Below are 15,624 nucleotides of genomic sequence, written 5' to 3'. Positions count from 1 at the left end.
CGTGGTGAACAGTCGCCGGTCCTCCGGTCTTCAACCCTTGCGGGCTTCAGCCACCAGCAGGCCCACAACTTCCAGCGCCCGGTCGAGCGAACCGGCCGTGTCGCCGTCCACATACCAACGCCCGGCCACGCCCAGCGCCGGCACGCCGGCCACCTGATAGTCGCTGGTCAACTGGGTGGCGCGCTTGGCCTTGCCGGCCACCGAGAAGGACTTGAACAGGTCGGCGAACTTCTTGCCGTCCAGGTCGGGCTGCTTCTCGGCCCAGGCCAGGATCGCGGCGTCGCCGACCAGCGGCTGGCGCTGCTGGTGGATGGCCTGGAACAGCTTCATCTGGAAGGCGTCGACCTTGCCCATGGCTTCGAGCGTGTAGTAGAGCCGCTGCTTGGCTTCGGTGTCGTTGCCCACGAAGGGCACCGGGATGCGCTTGAACACCACGTCGGCCGGCAGCGTCTTGACCCACGGCTCCAGGCGCGGCTCGAAGGCGGCGCAGTGCGGGCAGTTGTACGAGAAGAATTCGACCACTTCCACCTTGCCGGCGGGCGTGTCGACCGGTGCGCGCTTGCCCAGCACGATGTAGTCGGTGCCGGCCTTCGGCGGGCGGGCCTGGGCATGCACGCCGGTGGCGGCGAGAGGAAGCAGCCCGATCGAGGCGGCGGTCAGCGAAAAATCACGGCGGTTCATGGTCATCAAAGGTTCTCCTGTGCGGCTGACAGAGCCGGGCAGCGGCTGCGGAGTTCCCGCAGCCAGGGATGGTGGGCGCCTGGGGCACCGATCGGTGAGACGTTCAGGCGTTCAGCGCTGGACACGGACCAGGTTGGATTCGAGCCCGCCGCTGTCGAGCCGCGACTTCAGGCGGTCGGCGTCGTCCTTCTTGTTGAAGGGGCCTGCGCGCACCCGGTAGACGGTGCGGCCGGCCTGCTCGCGCTCGGTGACGCGCGCTTCGACGCCCATCAGCGACAGCTTGGCACGCTGCGCCTCGGCGTCGTCGGTGCTGCGGAAGGCCCCGGCCTGCACGAAGTACACGAAGGGGTCGGTGCCGTCGGCCGCCGCCGTGGTGGTGGCCGGGGCGGCGGTGCCGGCGCGGGCGCGGGCCAGGTCGCCCAGCGGGTCGGACGAGGCGGCGGGTGCCGTGGCATCGGTGCGGGGCCGGGTCGCCGGCGTAGCAGGCGCGACCACCGCTGGCACCGGGCCGGTGGCTGGCACGGCCGGGTTCAGCGGGCCGACCGAGGCGGGCTGCTCGGGCGGGGTGCGCGCCGACGGCTTGCCGGCGAGCGGCGCGTTGGGGTTCCAGTCCTTGTTCTTGCGGGCCTCGGCCTCGTCCTGCTCGGCACCGCCGCGCTGGGTTTTGGTCATGAACGGAATCGGCACCTTGGTGACGTAGACCGCGATGCCGAGCGCCACGCCCAGGCCCAGGACGATGCCGATGATCAGGCCGATGACCGTGTTGCCGCGTTGTCTTGTTTTCATGGGGAGGAAAAAGAGGTCATCACATCTTGCGCGGCGCGCTCACGCCGAGAATCGCGAGGCCATTGTGCAGCACCTGCGCGGTGGCGGCGACCAGCGCCAGCCGGGCGAGCCTGACCGGTTCCTCGTCGACCAGAATGCGCTCGGCATCGTAGTAGCTGTGGTAGCTGGCAGCCAGTTCGCGCAGGTAGAAGGTCACGTCGTGCGGCGCGAAATCCTTGGCGGCGGCGGTGAGCATCTCGGGGTATTTCGCCAGCATCAGCATCAGCGCCTGCGCCGCCGGGCTCTCGAGCGCCGACAGGTCGACATCCTTCAGCGTGGCCTCGTCGCCACCCCACGCGGTGAGCACCGAACAGATACGCGCATGCGCGTACTGCACGTAATAGACCGGGTTGTCGTTGTTCTTCGTGACCGCCAGGTCGACGTCGAAGGTGTATTCGGTGTCGGGCTTGCGGCTGAGCAGGAAAAAGCGGACCGCATCGGTGCTGGTCCACTCGATCAGGTCGCGCAGCGTGACGTAACTGCCGGCGCGCTTGCTGATCTTCACCTCTTCGCCGCCCTTGACCACCCGCACCATGGTGTGGAGCACGTAGTCGGGGTAGCCGGCCGGGATGCCGACGCCGGCCGCCTGCAGGCCGGCGCGCACGCGGGCGATGGTGCCGTGGTGGTCGGTGCCCTGGATGTTCACCACCGTGTGGAAGCCGCGCTCCCACTTGGCAATGTGGTAGGCCACGTCGGGCACGAAGTAGGTGTACGTGCCGTCTTTCTTCCGCATGACGCGGTCCTTGTCGTCGCCGTAGTCGGTCGACTTGAGCCACAGCGCGCCGTCCTGTTCGTAGGTCTTGCCGGCGTCGACCAGCTTCTGCACCGTCGCGGCCACGCGGCCGCTGGTGTACAGGCTGGACTCCAGGTAGTAGTTGTCGAACTTCACCTGGAACGCCTTCAGGTCCAGGTCCTGCTCGCGGCGCAGGTAGGCCACGGCGAACTGTCGGATCGAGTCGATGTCGTCCACGTCGCCGCTGGCCGTGTATTCGCGGTCATCGGCGCTCACCGTCTTCTTCGCCTTGAAGTCCTCGGCGATGTCGGCGATGTAGTCGCCGTTGTACGCCGCGGCCTTCTCGCCGCTCGGCCACTCGGCGTCGCCCGGCTTGAAGCCCTGCAGGCGCAGCTGCGTGCTGCTGGCCAGCGTCTGGATCTGCACGCCGGCGTCGTTGTAATAGAACTCGCGCCAGACGTCCGCGCCCTGGGCGGCCAGCAGGTTGCAGATGGCGTCGCCCAGCGCGGCCTGGCGGCCGTGGCCCACGTGCAGCGGGCCGGTCGGGTTGGCGGAGACGAACTCGACCAGCACCTTGTCGCCCCGCACCGGCTGGCGGCCGAAGGCGTCGCCGGCGGCCAGCACCTCGCGCACGATCTGCTGCTTGGCGGCGGTCTTCAGGCGAATGTTGAGGAAACCGGGACCGGCGATCTCGATCGCCTCAACCCACTGCGTGAAAGCCGGCGTGGCGAAAAGCGTGGCACTGAGCTGCTCGGCCAGTTCGCGCGGCTTGCGGCCGAGCGGTTTGGCCAGCTGCATGGCGGCCGTGCTGGCGAAATCGCCATGCGCCGCCACCTTGGGCGATTCGAAGGCGGCCTTGGCTCCGGCGCCGGACGAGAAGGATTCGAGCGTGTTCGCGAGCGCCGCGAGCAGCTCCTGTTTGACCAATAGCATCGCGGGATTTTACCGGGGGAGAACCCCGAGGGCCTCGGCACGGTCATCCGCGGCGTGCGATCGGCCGTTAGCATGAACGGGCCCGGCCATCGCCGGGTTGCTGTCACCCGATCAACCTTCGAGGAACCACATCATGAAGAACATCCTTTCCCTGATCGCACTGGGCGCCTGTCTGTCCTTCGGCGCCGCACAGGCCCAGGACAAGGCGGCCGCCCCCGCCAAGGCTCCCACCGCCCAGCAAGGCAAGATGGCCACCTGCAACAAGGACGCCGGCGAGAAGAAGGGCGACGACCGCAAGGCCTTCATGAAGGGCTGCCTGTCGGCCGACGGCGGCGCCAAGGTGACCCAGCAGGAAAAGATGAAGACCTGCAACGTCGACGCCAAGACCAAGGCACTGGCCGGCGACGCCCGCAAGGCCTTCATGAAGACCTGTCTGAGTAATAAGGCCTGACCCCCGAGGCTTGCCCACTTCGTGTGGCAGCGCCCTCCCCCTGTCAGGGGGCAACACCAGCGGCCCGGCGAAGCCGGTTCCGCGGTGTTCTGGAAAAAACGAGCCCCGCACACGCGGGGTTTGTTTTTTCTATTTGCCGAAACCGCGCGCGAGGAAGACGGCGACCAGCGGGATCAGCGCGATCAGGTGCGCCTGCACCATCACCAGCTTGCGGGTCTTCTGGATGTCGGCCTCGGCCGGCAGGGCGCCGGTGGTGCGCAGGGTCTTGCGCCAGCGGACGTAGGTCAGGGTCGGGAAGATCGAAATCACGCCCACGATGATGAAGAGTGTGAGCTTCACGTGCAGCAGCGGGTTGGTCCAGTACCAGGAGGTGCCCTTCACGCCCCAGACGGTGCGCGCCACGCCGGTGGCCAGCACCATGACCGCGGCGATGCCGTAGACCCGGTCGACCTTGGCGAGCCGCTCGACCACCGCGGCGTTGAGCCACTGCACCCGGCACAGCGCGGCTTCGCTGGAAATGAAGACGACCATCGTGAGAATGGCCAGCAGGTGCAGGTAGGCGAGGATGGCTTCGAAGGTCATGGCGCGATTGTGCCGCTCCAGAATTCCGGGCGCCCGTACTCGGCCTTGAGGAAATCCAGCCACAGCCGCACCCGCAGTGCGAGGTGCTTGCGCTGCGGGAATACGGCGTAGATGCCGTTCGGCGGTGCCGCAAACTCGTCGAGCACCGGCACCAGCAGGCCAGCCTCGACCTCGGCCTCGATCTCCCAGCCGCTGCGCCAGGCGATGCCGTGGCCGGCCAGGCACCAGTCGTGCAGCACCTGGCCGTCGGAGCAGTCGAGCGGGCCGCTCGGCTTCAGGTGGATGGTTTCGGGCTCGCCGCCGGTCGACGGCACGCGGAACGCCCAGCCGCGCGTCTGCGAGGCATCGCTCGACAACGTCAGGCAGGCAAAGCGTGCCAGGTCGGACGGATGGCGCGGCGTGCCATGGCGGCGCAGGAAGGCCGGCGTCGCCACGCAGCGGCGCCGGTTGTCGGCCAGGCGCAGGCTCACCAGCGACGAATCGGGCAGGTCGCCGACCCGCACCGCGCAGTCGAAGCTCTCGCCGGTGACGTCGACCACCCGGTCGCTCAGGTTCAACGAGATCGTCACCTCGGGGTGCAACGCATGGAAGCGCGGCACCAGCGGGGCGACATGGCGACGCCCGAAGCCGGCCGGCGCCGTCACCCGCAGGTGGCCGCTGGCCTTGACGCCGCCGGCGCTCACGCTGGCCTCGGCATTGGCAAATTCGACCAGCAGGCGCTGGCAGTCCTCGAGGAACGCGCTGCCCTCGTGCGTGAGCGTGAGGCGGCGTGTGGTGCGCAGCAGCAGCTTCACGCCCAGCCGTTCCTCCAGTGCGTCGATGCGCCGGCCCATGATCGCCGGCGCCACGCCCTCGGCCTTGGCCGCCGCAGTCAGGCTGCCCCGAGTGGCGACCGAGACGAAGGATTCGAGTTGCGTGAGGCGGTCCATGGGTGCCGGATTATCCGGAGTGCCCGCGCGGCCTTGTCGCGCGTCAGCGGGAAAACCCTTGTTTCGATACAATCTAGTTTCGATACTACATCGTTCCGCAATACATGACCACCGACACCGCCCTTCCCACCCCCGGCCGCCCCCGCGACGCCGCGCTCGACGCGAGCATCCTGCGCGCCGCGATGGAAATCCTGGGCGAATCCGGCATCCAGGCCGTGACGATGGACGCCGTGGCGCAGCGCGCCGGCGCCGGCAAGGCCTCGCTCTACCGCCGCTGGAAGTCGAAAGACGAGCTGCTGGCCGACGCCCTCACCCTGCACTCCCCCATCGAAGTCGAGGTCGACACCGGCACGCTGCGCGGCGACCTCGTGAAGATCTACGCGCACTACTACGGCATCGGCAACCACGTGATGCAGGCCGCCGTGCAGGAGATGCTGGGCAACGTGCGCCAGCACATGGCCTGGACCGAGAAGGTCGCGCCCGAGCGGCTCACCGCACGCCGCGCCAAGGTCCGCGCGCTGGTGGAGCGCGCGGTCGCGCGCGGCGAGATCGACGCCCCGGCCGACACCGATCTGCTGCTCGACCTGGTCCCGGCCATGATCCTCTACCGCTACAACACGCGCAGCCAGAAAGTCACGCGGGCGTCGATCGCCCGGGTCGTCGACGAGCTCGTGATGCCGCTGGCGCGCCAGCCCGGCGAGGCACGCCCGACATGAGCGACGCGCCGGGCCGCCCCAAGCAAGCTCGCTCCGCAGCCGGAGGCGAAGGCAATCCAGTGAGCGACGAACGCGAACCCGTCGCGGCAACCGCAGCGGCCCCGGCAGCGCCCCCGGTCGCGCCGTATGACTTGCGCGAAGGCCTGGCCTTCGCCGCCGTGTCCGTGCTGCTGGGCATCACGCAGGGCCTGGGCGTGAACCTGGTCAATTCCAACCTCACCGGCATCCAGGGCACGCTCGGCGTCACGCCCACCGAGGCCAGCTGGCTCACCACCGCCTACTACGCCACCAACATCTCGGCCTCGCTGCTGTTGACCAAGGTGCGCTACCAGTACGGCCTGCGCAAGTTCGCCGACATCGTCATTCCCCTCTACCTGCTGCTGGCGGTGGCGCACCTGTTCACCCAGCACCTGGGCTCGGCACTCCTGGTGCGCGCAGCGCTCGGCCTGGCCGCCGCGCCGCTCAGCAGCCTGACCGTGCTCTACATGGTCCAGGCCTTTCCGGCCGGGCCCAAGGTCTTCATCGGGGCGGTGCTGGCCTTCGCGGCCTTGCAGCTCGGGGCGCCGTTGTCACGCGTGATTTCCGAAGACCTGCTGCAGATCGGCCAGTGGCAAGGGCTCAACGTGGTGGACGCGGCGCTCGCCATCCTCTGTGTGGCCGCCATCAACGTGGTCCGCATCAAACCCATGCCGACGCAGCAGATGTTCGCCAGGGGCGACGCCCTCGTCTTCGCGCTGTACGCGACCTCGCTCGCGCTGCTGTGCGTGGTGCTGACGCAAGGCCGCCTGCACTGGTGGACCGACACGCCCTGGCTGGGCCTGTGCCTGGCCGGGTCGGTGCTGTGCTTCGGCCTCTACCTGGCCTTCGAGCTGCCGCGCGAGAAGCAGCTGCTCGACCTGCGCTGGCTGGTGAGCCCTTTCATGCTGCGATTCATGGGCGCAACGCTGCTGTTCCGCATCATCCTGTCGGAGCAGACCACCGGCGCGGTGGGCCTCATGAACACCCTGGGCTTCACCAACGACCAGATGCACCCGCTGTTCCTCTGGGTCACGGCCGGCACGGTGGGCGGCTTCCTGCTGGCCTTGCTCGCGCTGCCGTCCAAGCGCTTCGGCGTGCTCGGTGACATCGCGCTGGTGCTGATCATCATTGCCGCGTGGATGGACAGCCAGTCGACCGTGCTGACGCGCCCCCACGATCTGTACCTGTCGCAGACGCTGCTGGCCACCGCCAGCGCGATGTTCCTGGCGTCGGCGCTGCTGCAAGGCTTCAGCAACGTGATCGCGGGCGGCATGAAGAACATCGTGAGCTTCGTCGCCGTCTTCAGCGGTGGCCAGGCACTGGCCGGCCTGATCGGGCAGGCCTGGCTGGCCACGCTGCTGCAGGACCGCCAGCGCCTGCACTACGAGCGCCTGCTCGAACACATGCAGCTGTCCGACCCGCAGGTGGTGCAGCGCCTGGCGCAGCTCGGCGGCGCCTACGCGTCGACCCTCAACGACACGGCCGCGCGCAGCACCCAGGCCCTGGGCCTGCTCGCGCAGCAGGTGACGCAGCAGTCTTATGTGCTCGCCTACAACGACCTGTTCCGCGCCGTGGCGCTCATATCGACCCTTGGTTTTCTCGTCTTCGCGGGTGCCAAGACGCACCGCTGGCATCGCGCCCGCCGTGCCACTCCCGCCACTGTGCCGACCGATGCGTCGACAGCACCTGCCGCTTCTTCCTGATCGCTTCTCACCATGTCTCTCCTGACCAAAACCCTTCGTTCGCGCGGCAGCTGGATCGTGCTGATCGCCACCCTCGCCTGCGTGGCGCTGGTGCTCTACGCCTGGCGCCTGCCGCCCTTTCACACCGGCACCGAAACCACCGAAAACGCCTATGTGCGAGGCATGGTGACCATCGTCGCGCCCAAGGTCGACGGCTACGTGGCCGAGGTCGACGTGCAGGACTACATGGCGGTCAAGGCCGGCCAGGTGATCGTGAAGCTCGACGACCGCATCTACCGGCAGAAGCTCGAGCAGGCGCGCAGCGCGCTCGCCGCGCAGGAGGCCAACCTGGCAAACACCGCGCAGGCCAGGCGTTCGCGCGAGGCCGCCATCGGCAGCACGCAGGCGCAGATCGCCAGCGCGCAGGCAGCGCTCTTGAACGCGCGGGCTCAACTCACGCGGGCCCAGTCGGACATGCGCCGCGCTACGCCGCTCGCCAAGGACGGCTCGCTTTCGCAGCGCGAACGCGACCAGACCGAAGCCGCGTTGCACCAGGCCGAGGCCAGCGTGAAGCAGGCCGAGGCCGCCGCGCTGCAGACGCAGGCCGGCCGCGCCGTCGCCACGCAGGACCTGCGCACCGTGGTGGTCAACCGCGATGCCGTCGAGGCCGCCGTCGAATCGGCGCGTGCCGCCGTGAAGCTCGCGGAGATCGACCTCGACAACACCGAGATCCGCGCACCGCGCGACGGGCACGTGGGCGAAGTCGGCGTCAAGCTGGGCCAGTACGTGACGCCGGGCACGCAGCTGATGGCCGTCGTGCCGTCGCAGGTGTGGATCGTCGCGAACTTCAAGGAAGCGCAGACCGCGCAGATGGTGCCGGGGCAGCTGGCGCACTTCGATGTCGATGCGCTGTCCGGCGCGCGCCTCACAGGGCATGTCGAACGCCTCTCGCCGGCGACCGGCTCCGAGTTCAGCGTGATCAAGCAGGACAACGCGACCGGCAACTTCACCAAGATCCCGCAGCGCCTGTCAGTGCGCATCGCCATCGACACCGACCAGGCGATGGCACAGCGCCTGCGGCCGGGCATGTCGGTGGTGGTGAGCGTGAACACGCGCGCGACGGCAACGACGGCGACGACGACGGAGCCCCGGCCATGAGATCCGCCGCCGTCCTGGCCGCCGGCCGCGCCGCGCTCGCGCCGATCGTGCTGGCGTTGCTGCAGGCCTGCAGCAGCCTGACCCCGACCACCCCGACGCTCGAAGCGGCCGTTCCCGCAGCCTGGCAGGGCCGCGGACCGGCAACACCCGGCACCGTGCTCGAAACCGGCTGGTGGCGGGCCTTCGGCGACCCGGTGCTCGACCAGCTGGTCGACCAGGCGCTGGCCCACAACACCGACCTGCGCAGCGCTGCCGCACGTGTGGCCGAGGCCCGTGCGCTCGTCGACATACAGCGCGCCGCCGGCCTGCCGACGCTCGAAGCCGGCTTCAGCGGCAGCCGCAGCCAGAGCATCAGCGCGGCGAGCGGCAAGCCCTATCTGTCGACCGTGGGCCAGCCCCAGTTCCAGGCGTCGTACGAGGTCGACCTGTGGGGCCGCATCGACGCCCTCGACCAGGCCTCGAACGCACAGCTGCAGGCCAGCGAGGCCGCACGCGACAGCGCGGCGCTGAGCGTGGCCGCGACCATGGCGTCGGGCTACATCAATCTGCGCGCGCTCGATGCGCGGCTCGACGTCGCGCGTCAGACGCTGGAAGCACGCGATTCGGCGTTGAAGCTCGCGCGCTCGCGCCAGGAACGCGGCTACACCTCGGCGCTCGAAACGCAACAGAGCGAGGCCGAGTACCGCGCCACGGCGGCGGTCATCCCGCAACTGCAACTCGCCATCCGCCGCCAGGAACATGCGCTGAGCCTGCTCGCCGGCGCGCCGCCCGGCCCGGTGCCGCGCGGGCTCCCGCTGACCGAACTCAAGCTGGTCGCGCTGCCCGACCTGGGCCTGCCGTCCGACCTGCTGCGCCGCCGCCCCGACATCGCCGGCGCCGAAGCGCAGCTGGCGGCGAGCGACGCGCAGCTGGCCGCTGCGCGCGCGCAACTGCTGCCGTCGCTGCGGCTCTCGGCCACGCTCGGCAGCATCAGCTCGAGCGCACTCACCGGCGATCCGTTCAAGCTCTGGAGCATCGGCGGCAGCATCCTCGCGCCGCTGTTCGAAGGCGGTCGCCTGCGCGCCGGCGTGCAGGCCTCGGACGCGCGCCGCACGCAGGCGCTGGCCGGCTATGAAAAGGCCGTGCTCACGGCCTTCGGCGAGGTGGAAGACCAGCTCGCCTCGGTCGATGAACTCAGCCGCCAGAGCGTCGAGGTCGACGCGCAGCGCGCGGCACTCCAAGAAACGCTGCGCGTGGCGAGCAACCGCTACCGCGAAGGCTATGCCTCGCACCTCGACGAACTCGATGCCCAGCGCAACCTGTTCAGCGCGCAGCAGACAGCCTTGCAGTTGCGTGCGGACGAGCTCTCGGCGCGCGTCAACCTGGACCGCGCGCTGGGCGGCGGCTGGCAGCCCCTACCGGCCGCGCAGACGCTCGGCGCGCGCGTGTCGAGTCCCGCTCAGCCCGCCCGGTAAACCGAAATCCCGCCATCGGCCAGCAGGGCCGACCCGGTGACAAAGGACGCAGCCTCCGAGGCCAGAAAAAGCGCGACGCGTGCCAGTTCCTCCGGACGGGCGAGGCGCTGCAGCGCATGCAGGCTCGCCACCTTCCTCAGTGCTTCGGGCGTAGTGCTCATCTCGTGGGCCATGGGCGTATCGGTGCCGCCCGGCAGAAGTGCGTTGACACGGATGCCCTGCGCACCGAACTCGGTGGCCAGGGCCTGCGTGAGGCCAACGAGGCCTGCCTTGCTGGCCGCGTAAGCGGCGACGCCCGGAAAGCCGGCCGTGTGTCCGACGAAGGTGGAGGTAAAGATCACGCTGCCTGCGCCTTGGCGGATCATGGCCGGGATCTGGTGCTTGGCCGCCAGGAAGGCGCCGCTCAGGTTCACCGCGATGGTGTCGTTCCAGTCGGCCAAGGCGATCTCGGGTGTCGGCCCCAGAGGACCGAGCGTGCCGGCGTTGTTGAATGCGACATCCAGCCGGCCAAAGCGCGCGAGCGCCAAGGCCACCAAGTCGGCCGCGAACTGCTCGTTGCGGACATCGCCGGCAAGCTGCACTGCGCGCCCGCCCGCTGCACCGATGCGCACGACGAGGGCATCCAACGCAGCTTCTCGCCGCGCGCCCAGAACCAGCGCTGCGCCCTCAGCGGCGAACAGCAAGGCCGCCGCCTGCCCGATGCCCGAGCTTGCACCCGTGATGATGACTGTCTTCCCTGCCAGCAAACCCATTCCGACCTCCGAAAATGAAAGTCGCAGTCTGCGAGTGCACGCCACGAATTGCTCGCCGGAAGCGGACATTCGATCGCCATCACCTCGCCCTACTGAATGGCAGGCTGGTCACGACGGCTAGGTCGTGGCCAAAAGCCTGAGCCCGCCGTGGGTTGGCTCCATGCTCAGTCGCCGGTCGTGATGTGTCGGGTCTTGAGGGCCGCGATCTCGTCGTCGCTGTAGCCGACTTCCTTCAGCAGGGCGTTCGTGTGCTCGCCCAGCAGTGGCGGCTGCAGCCTGATGCCCGGCCGTTGGCCGCCGAGCGTGAAGGGCATCAGCGGCACCTTCGATTCGCTGCCGTCGTTCATGCGCACCGGCGCCAGACCGCCGGTCGCGTTCAGGTGCGGATCGTCGAACAGGTCCTGTGGCCGGGTGATGGGCGCGAAGGGCAACTCGTTCTTCTCGAACACCGCGCTCAGCTCGGCGGCGCTGGTGTCGGCCAGGTGCGAACGCAGGATGGGCATCATCCAGTCGCGGGCGCGCACGCGGTCGTTGTTGGTGGACAGGCGCGGGTCGGCGTGCATCTCCTGCAGCCCGAAGGCCTGGCAGAAGATGGCCCACTGCTTGTCGCTCACCACGGCCAGGAAGATCTGCTCGCCATCCTTCACCGTGAACACGTCGTAGATGCCCCAGGCCGAGATGCGGCTGGGCATCGGGTCGGCGGCGCGGCCGGTGGCGGCGAACTGCATCATGTGCTGCGCGACCAGGAAGATGTTGTTCTCGAACAGCGCCGACTGCACCTCGCAGCCCTCGCCCGTCAGCTCGCGCTGGCGCAGCGCGGCCATCGCGCCGATGGCGCCGAACATGCCGCCCATGATGTCGTTCACGCTCGTGCCGGCGCGCAGCGGGTCGCCGGCGCGGCCGGTCATGTAGGCCAGGCCGCCCATCATCTGCACCACCTCGTCGAGGGCAGTGCGGTGGTCGTAGGGGCCGGGCAGGAAGCCCTTGTGGCTGACATAGATGAGGCGCGGGTTGAGCTTTTTGAGCGTGTCGTAGTCCAGACCCAGCTTCTTCATCGTGCCGGGTTTGAAGTTCTCGCTCACGATGTCGGCGGTGGCGACGAGCTTGAGTGCGGCTTCCAGGCCCTCGGGCTTCTTCAGGTCGAGTGCGATGCTCTTCTTGTTGCGGTTGAAGGTGGGGAAGAAGCCGGCGCCGGAACCGAGCAGCCGTCGCGTGTCGTCGCCGGCGATCGGTTCCACCTTGATGACCTCGGCGCCGAGGTCGCCCAGCAGCATGCCGCAGGTCGGGCCCATGACCATGTGGGTGAACTCGACGACGCGGATGTTCGCGTAAGGCAGTGGCGTGGGCTCAGACATGCTTCATTTCCTTGGCGAATCCTTTTGCAAATCCCTTGGGCAAGCCGGCCTCCGGCGTCATGCCGTACACCGGCTCCCCCGGCAGGCCGGCCATCAGCGGCGCGCGGGCCGCGATCAGCCGCTCGATGTCGATGCCGGTGCGCACGCCCATGGCCTCGAACATGAAGACCAGGTCCTCGGTGACCACGTTGCCCGACGCACCCGGCGCATACGGGCAACCGCCCAGCCCGCCGAGCGACGCGTCGAAGGTGCGCACGCCCTCCTCGTACGCCGCCAGGCAGTTGGCCAGGCCGAGCCCGCGCGTGTTGTGCATGTGGGCGGCGCCGGCGTGCTCGCCGATCTCCGCGCGCAGGCGGCGGAACAGGCGGCGCACCTGCGCCGGGTTGGCGTAGCCCACGGTGTCCGACAGGCCCGCCTCGTCGGCCCCCGCCTCGATGCACTGCGCGGCCAGGCGGATGACCTCGTCTTCCGGCACCTCGCCCTGCAGCGTGCAGCCGAACGCCGTCGACAGGCCGGCTTCAAAGCCGACATGCGGCGCGATGTCGCGGCGCAGCGCGGCGATGGCGCGCACTTCGTCGACCATCGCCTCGCGCGTCTTGCGCACGTTGGCGAGCGAATGCGCCTCGCTGGCCGACACCGGCACGGTGAGCTTGTGCACGCCCGCGGCCAGCGCCGCCTCGGCCCCGCGCCGATTGGGCACCAGCGCCATCACGGTGAGGCCGGGCAAAGTGATGGCGTGGCGCACGACCTCGACCGCGTCGGCCATCTGCGGCAGCAGCCGTGCGGGCACGAAGGACGCGACCTCGATCTCGCGCACGCCCGCGGCGTGGAGCGCGTCGATCCAGCGCAGCTTGTCGGCCGTGGGCATGGTGGCCTTGACCGATTGCAGGCCGTCGCGCGGGCCGACTTCGCTGATCAGCACATCGGGCTGGGACATGGCGGGGAGATCCGTGAAAAATTCGAGGGAAGCATCCATTGTCGCCATGCGCCGGATCGCCTCCGAGGTCGATTACCTACATTCAGGTCATCAATCAATGGATTTACGGCGGATTAATCTTCTTCTGGAGATGCAATAAAGTAGACGCCAAGCGCACTGCTGTGCACACGCCCCGTGCGCCCCCACACTGCGTGCCAACCGTTTTTTTCCGTCTCCCCACCGTTCCACCGTCGAGGTTTCCATGACCGATCGCACCACCGTCCACGGCCTCCAGGTCGCCAACGAACTCCACCGCTTCATCGAAGACAAGGTGCTGCCCGCCACGGGCGTCGACAGCGCGACCTTCTGGAAGGGCTTCGACACCATCGTCGCCGACCTGGCGCCGAAGAACATCGCACTGCTGGCCGAGCGCGACCGCCTGCAGACGGAGATGGACGGCTGGCACAAGGCCCACCCCGGCCCGATCACCGACATGCCCGCGTACCGTGCGTTCCTCGAAAAGATCGGCTACCTGCTGCCGCAGCCGAAGGACGTGCAGACCACCACGTCGAACGTCGACGCCGAGCTCGCGCAGCAGGCCGGCCCGCAGCTGGTGGTGCCGATCCTGAATGCGCGCTACGCACTCAACGCCGCCAACGCGCGCTGGGGCTCGCTGTACGACGCGCTCTACGGCACCGACGCCATCCCCGAGACCGACGGCGCCGAGAAGGGCAAGGGCTACAACCCGGTGCGCGGCGCCAAGGTCATCGCCTTCGCGCGCAACGTGCTCGACCAGGCGGCGCCGCTCGCCAACGGCTCGCACAAGGACGCGACCGGCTACCGCGTGAAGGACGGCCGGCTCGTCGTCACGCTGCACAGCAGCGACACGTCGCTGCAGGACCCGGCCGCCTTCGTCGGGTACCAGGGCGATGCGGCAGCACCGTCGTCGGTGCTGATCAAACACCACGGCATCCACCTCGACCTCCAGATCGATCGCAGCACGGCCATCGGCAAGACCGACCCGGCGGGTGTGAGCGACGTGGTGACGGAAGCCGCGCTCTCGACCATCCTCGACCTCGAAGACTCGGTGGCGGTGGTCGATGCGGCCGACAAGGTGACGGCCTATGCGAACTGGCTCGGCATCGTGCAGGGCACGCTGACCGAAGAAGTCGCCAAGGGCGGCAAGACCTTCACGCGCGGACTCAACCCCGACCGCGAATACACCGGTGCCGACGGCAAGCCGATGAAGCTCCACGGCCGCTCGCTCATGTTCCTGCGCAATGTGGGCCACCTGATGACCAACCCGGCCATCCTGTACGCGAACGGCAAGGAGATTCCCGAAGGCATCCTCGATGCGGTCGTGACCACCACCATCGCCACCATCGACCTCAAGCGCAAGGGCAACTCGCGCACCGGCAGCATCTACATCGTCAAGCCGAAGATGCACGGCCCGACCGAGGTCGCCTTCGCCAGCGAACTGTTCGGCCGTGTCGAGCAGCTGCTCGGCCTGCCCGCCAACACCGTCAAGCTCGGGATCATGGACGAGGAGCGCCGCACCAGCGTCAACCTGAAGGCCTGCATCGCCGAAGCCGCCGCGCGTGTGGCCTTCATCAACACCGGTTTCCTCGACCGCACCGGCGACGAGATGCACACCGCCATGCAGGCCGGCGCGATGCTGCGCAAGGGCGACATGAAGACGACGCCGTGGATCGCGGCCTACGAGAAGAACAACGTGCTGGTCGGCCTCTCGTGCGGCCTGCGCGGCAAGGCGCAGATCGGCAAGGGCATGTGGGCCATGCCCGACCTGATGGCCGACATGCTCAAGCAGAAGATCGCACACCCCAAGGCCGGCGCCAACACCGCCTGGGTGCCCTCGCCCACCGCCGCCACGCTGCACGCGCTGCACTACCACCAGGTCAGCGTGGCGGACGTGCAGAAGGAACTGGAGAAGATCGACGGCAATGCCGAACGCGACAACATCCTGAACGACTTGCTGCAGGTGCCGGTGGCCCCGAAGCCGGTGTGGACCGCCGAGGAGAAGCAGCAGGAACTCGACAACAACGTGCAGGGCATCCTGGGCTACGTGGTGCGCTGGATCGACCAGGGCGTCGGCTGCTCGAAGGTGCCCGACATCCACAACGTCGGCCTGATGGAAGACCGCGCCACGCTGCGCATCAGCAGCCAGCACATCGCCAACTGGCTGCTGCACGGCATCGTGACGAAGGAACAGGTCAACGCGACCTTCGAACGCATGGCCGCGGTGGTCGACGGGCAGAACGCCGGTGACAGCGTCTACCAGCCGATGGCCGGGCACTTCAAGACCTCTGCGGCCTACATGGCCGCGCAGGACCTGGTGTTCAAGGGCGTCGAGCAGCCGAGCGGCTACACCGAGCCGCTGCTGCATGCGTGGCGGTTGAAGGTGAAGGGCGAGGCCTGATC

14 protein-coding genes are annotated in these 15,624 nt (G+C 68.6%); 6 read left to right on the top strand and 8 right to left on the bottom strand.

Annotated features, from left to right (window positions below):
• Positions 1–30: 30 nt before the first annotated feature.
• The 3 genes from ACSFA2_RS11110 to argS form a co-directional block, all read right to left on the bottom strand.
• Positions 31–681, bottom strand: coding sequence for a thiol:disulfide interchange protein DsbA/DsbL (locus ACSFA2_RS11110; RefSeq protein ID WP_435455511.1), 651 nt, complete (start codon positions 679–681; stop codon positions 31–33).
• A 111-nt stretch (positions 682–792) separates the two neighbouring features.
• On the bottom strand, positions 793–1,467 hold the full coding sequence (locus tag ACSFA2_RS11105) for an SPOR domain-containing protein (protein WP_435455382.1): 675 nt from the start codon (positions 1,465–1,467) through the stop codon (positions 793–795).
• 19 nt (positions 1,468–1,486) lie between these two features.
• The gene (argS, locus tag ACSFA2_RS11100; protein ID WP_435455381.1) at positions 1,487–3,172 is read right to left on the bottom strand and encodes an arginine--tRNA ligase; all 1,686 of its coding nucleotides are present in this window, start codon (positions 3,170–3,172) and stop codon (positions 1,487–1,489) included.
• 133 nt (positions 3,173–3,305) lie between these two features.
• On the opposite strand from argS, the gene ACSFA2_RS11095 reads away from it, so the two are divergent.
• Positions 3,306–3,623: a PsiF family protein gene (locus ACSFA2_RS11095; RefSeq protein ID WP_435455380.1), complete on the top strand. Its 318-nt coding sequence runs from the start codon at positions 3,306–3,308 to the stop codon at positions 3,621–3,623.
• A 129-nt stretch (positions 3,624–3,752) separates the two neighbouring features.
• On the opposite strand, the gene ACSFA2_RS11090 is transcribed toward ACSFA2_RS11095, so the two are convergent.
• Positions 3,753–4,205 carry a DUF2214 family protein gene (locus tag ACSFA2_RS11090; RefSeq protein ID WP_435455379.1) on the bottom strand — a complete coding sequence of 151 codons (453 nt, stop codon included), beginning with the start codon at positions 4,203–4,205 and terminating at the stop codon, positions 3,753–3,755.
• Positions 4,202–5,134 (bottom strand): LysR family transcriptional regulator, encoded by a 933-nt coding sequence (locus ACSFA2_RS11085; RefSeq protein ID WP_435455378.1) that lies wholly within the window; start codon positions 5,132–5,134, stop codon positions 4,202–4,204. The genes ACSFA2_RS11090 and ACSFA2_RS11085 overlap by 4 nt, the downstream gene beginning before the upstream one ends.
• Positions 5,135–5,238: 104 nt before the next feature.
• Here ACSFA2_RS11085 and ACSFA2_RS11080 point away from each other — a divergent pair, with 104 nt between their 5' ends.
• The 4 genes from ACSFA2_RS11080 to ACSFA2_RS11065 are packed head-to-tail and all read left to right on the top strand — an operon-like array spanning position 5,239 to position 10,162.
• On the top strand, positions 5,239–5,850 hold the full coding sequence (locus ACSFA2_RS11080; RefSeq protein ID WP_435455377.1) for a TetR/AcrR family transcriptional regulator: 612 nt from the start codon (positions 5,239–5,241) through the stop codon (positions 5,848–5,850).
• Positions 5,851–5,909: 59 nt separating this feature from the next.
• On the top strand, positions 5,910–7,571 hold the full coding sequence (locus ACSFA2_RS11075) for an MFS transporter (protein WP_435455376.1): 1,662 nt from the start codon (positions 5,910–5,912) through the stop codon (positions 7,569–7,571).
• Between the two features lie 12 nt (positions 7,572–7,583).
• Positions 7,584–8,708: an HlyD family secretion protein gene (locus ACSFA2_RS11070; protein ID WP_435455375.1), complete on the top strand. Its 1,125-nt coding sequence runs from the start codon at positions 7,584–7,586 to the stop codon at positions 8,706–8,708.
• Positions 8,705–10,162: an efflux transporter outer membrane subunit gene (locus tag ACSFA2_RS11065; RefSeq protein ID WP_435455374.1), complete on the top strand. Its 1,458-nt coding sequence runs from the start codon at positions 8,705–8,707 to the stop codon at positions 10,160–10,162. Before ACSFA2_RS11070 ends, ACSFA2_RS11065 begins: the two co-directional genes overlap by 4 nt.
• Here the strand turns inward: ACSFA2_RS11065 and ACSFA2_RS11060 are convergent.
• From ACSFA2_RS11060 to ACSFA2_RS11050, 3 genes are all read right to left on the bottom strand, one after another.
• A complete protein-coding gene (locus ACSFA2_RS11060) occupies positions 10,147–10,914 on the bottom strand; it encodes an SDR family oxidoreductase (protein ID WP_435455373.1) in 768 nt (255 codons plus the stop codon). The genes ACSFA2_RS11065 and ACSFA2_RS11060 overlap by 16 nt on opposite strands.
• 164 nt (positions 10,915–11,078) lie before the next feature.
• The gene (locus tag ACSFA2_RS11055; RefSeq protein WP_435455372.1) at positions 11,079–12,269 is read right to left on the bottom strand and encodes a CaiB/BaiF CoA transferase family protein; all 1,191 of its coding nucleotides are present in this window, start codon (positions 12,267–12,269) and stop codon (positions 11,079–11,081) included.
• Positions 12,262–13,206 carry a hydroxymethylglutaryl-CoA lyase gene (locus ACSFA2_RS11050; RefSeq protein ID WP_435455371.1) on the bottom strand — a complete coding sequence of 315 codons (945 nt, stop codon included), beginning with the start codon at positions 13,204–13,206 and terminating at the stop codon, positions 12,262–12,264. The genes ACSFA2_RS11055 and ACSFA2_RS11050 overlap by 8 nt, the downstream gene beginning before the upstream one ends.
• Positions 13,207–13,447: 241 nt before the next feature.
• Here ACSFA2_RS11050 and ACSFA2_RS11045 point away from each other — a divergent pair, with 241 nt between their 5' ends.
• On the top strand, positions 13,448–15,622 hold the full coding sequence (locus ACSFA2_RS11045; protein ID WP_435455370.1) for a malate synthase G: 2,175 nt from the start codon (positions 13,448–13,450) through the stop codon (positions 15,620–15,622).
• Positions 15,623–15,624 lie beyond the last annotated feature (2 nt).

It is taken from the genome of Variovorax cryoconiti, from assembly GCF_051216395.1.
In the GTDB taxonomy this organism is placed as follows: domain Bacteria; phylum Pseudomonadota; class Gammaproteobacteria; order Burkholderiales; family Burkholderiaceae_C; genus Variovorax.
This window is presented reverse-complemented; position numbering and strand designations above follow the sequence as displayed.

Excerpts from the sequence above, each read along its gene's own strand:
- ACSFA2_RS11060 (WP_435455373.1), bottom strand. The coding sequence starts at position 10,914 with ATGGGTTTGCTGGCAGGGAAGACAGTCATCATCACGGGTGCAAGCTCG.
- ACSFA2_RS11105 (WP_435455382.1), bottom strand. The coding sequence starts at position 1,467 with ATGAAAACAAGACAACGCGGCAACACGGTCATCGGCCTGATCATCGGC.
- ACSFA2_RS11085 (WP_435455378.1), bottom strand. The coding sequence starts at position 5,134 with ATGGACCGCCTCACGCAACTCGAATCCTTCGTCTCGGTCGCCACTCGG.
- ACSFA2_RS11055 (WP_435455372.1), bottom strand. The coding sequence starts at position 12,269 with ATGTCTGAGCCCACGCCACTGCCTTACGCGAACATCCGCGTCGTCGAG.
- ACSFA2_RS11080 (WP_435455377.1), top strand. The coding sequence starts at position 5,239 with ATGACCACCGACACCGCCCTTCCCACCCCCGGCCGCCCCCGCGACGCC.
- ACSFA2_RS11050 (WP_435455371.1), bottom strand. The coding sequence starts at position 13,206 with ATGTCCCAGCCCGATGTGCTGATCAGCGAAGTCGGCCCGCGCGACGGC.
- ACSFA2_RS11045 (WP_435455370.1), top strand. The coding sequence starts at position 13,448 with ATGACCGATCGCACCACCGTCCACGGCCTCCAGGTCGCCAACGAACTC.
- ACSFA2_RS11095 (WP_435455380.1), top strand. The coding sequence starts at position 3,306 with ATGAAGAACATCCTTTCCCTGATCGCACTGGGCGCCTGTCTGTCCTTC.
- ACSFA2_RS11070 (WP_435455375.1), top strand. The coding sequence starts at position 7,584 with ATGTCTCTCCTGACCAAAACCCTTCGTTCGCGCGGCAGCTGGATCGTG.
- ACSFA2_RS11090 (WP_435455379.1), bottom strand. The coding sequence starts at position 4,205 with ATGACCTTCGAAGCCATCCTCGCCTACCTGCACCTGCTGGCCATTCTC.
- ACSFA2_RS11065 (WP_435455374.1), top strand. The coding sequence starts at position 8,705 with ATGAGATCCGCCGCCGTCCTGGCCGCCGGCCGCGCCGCGCTCGCGCCG.
- argS (WP_435455381.1), bottom strand. The coding sequence starts at position 3,172 with ATGCTATTGGTCAAACAGGAGCTGCTCGCGGCGCTCGCGAACACGCTC.
- ACSFA2_RS11110 (WP_435455511.1), bottom strand. The coding sequence starts at position 681 with ATGAACCGCCGTGATTTTTCGCTGACCGCCGCCTCGATCGGGCTGCTT.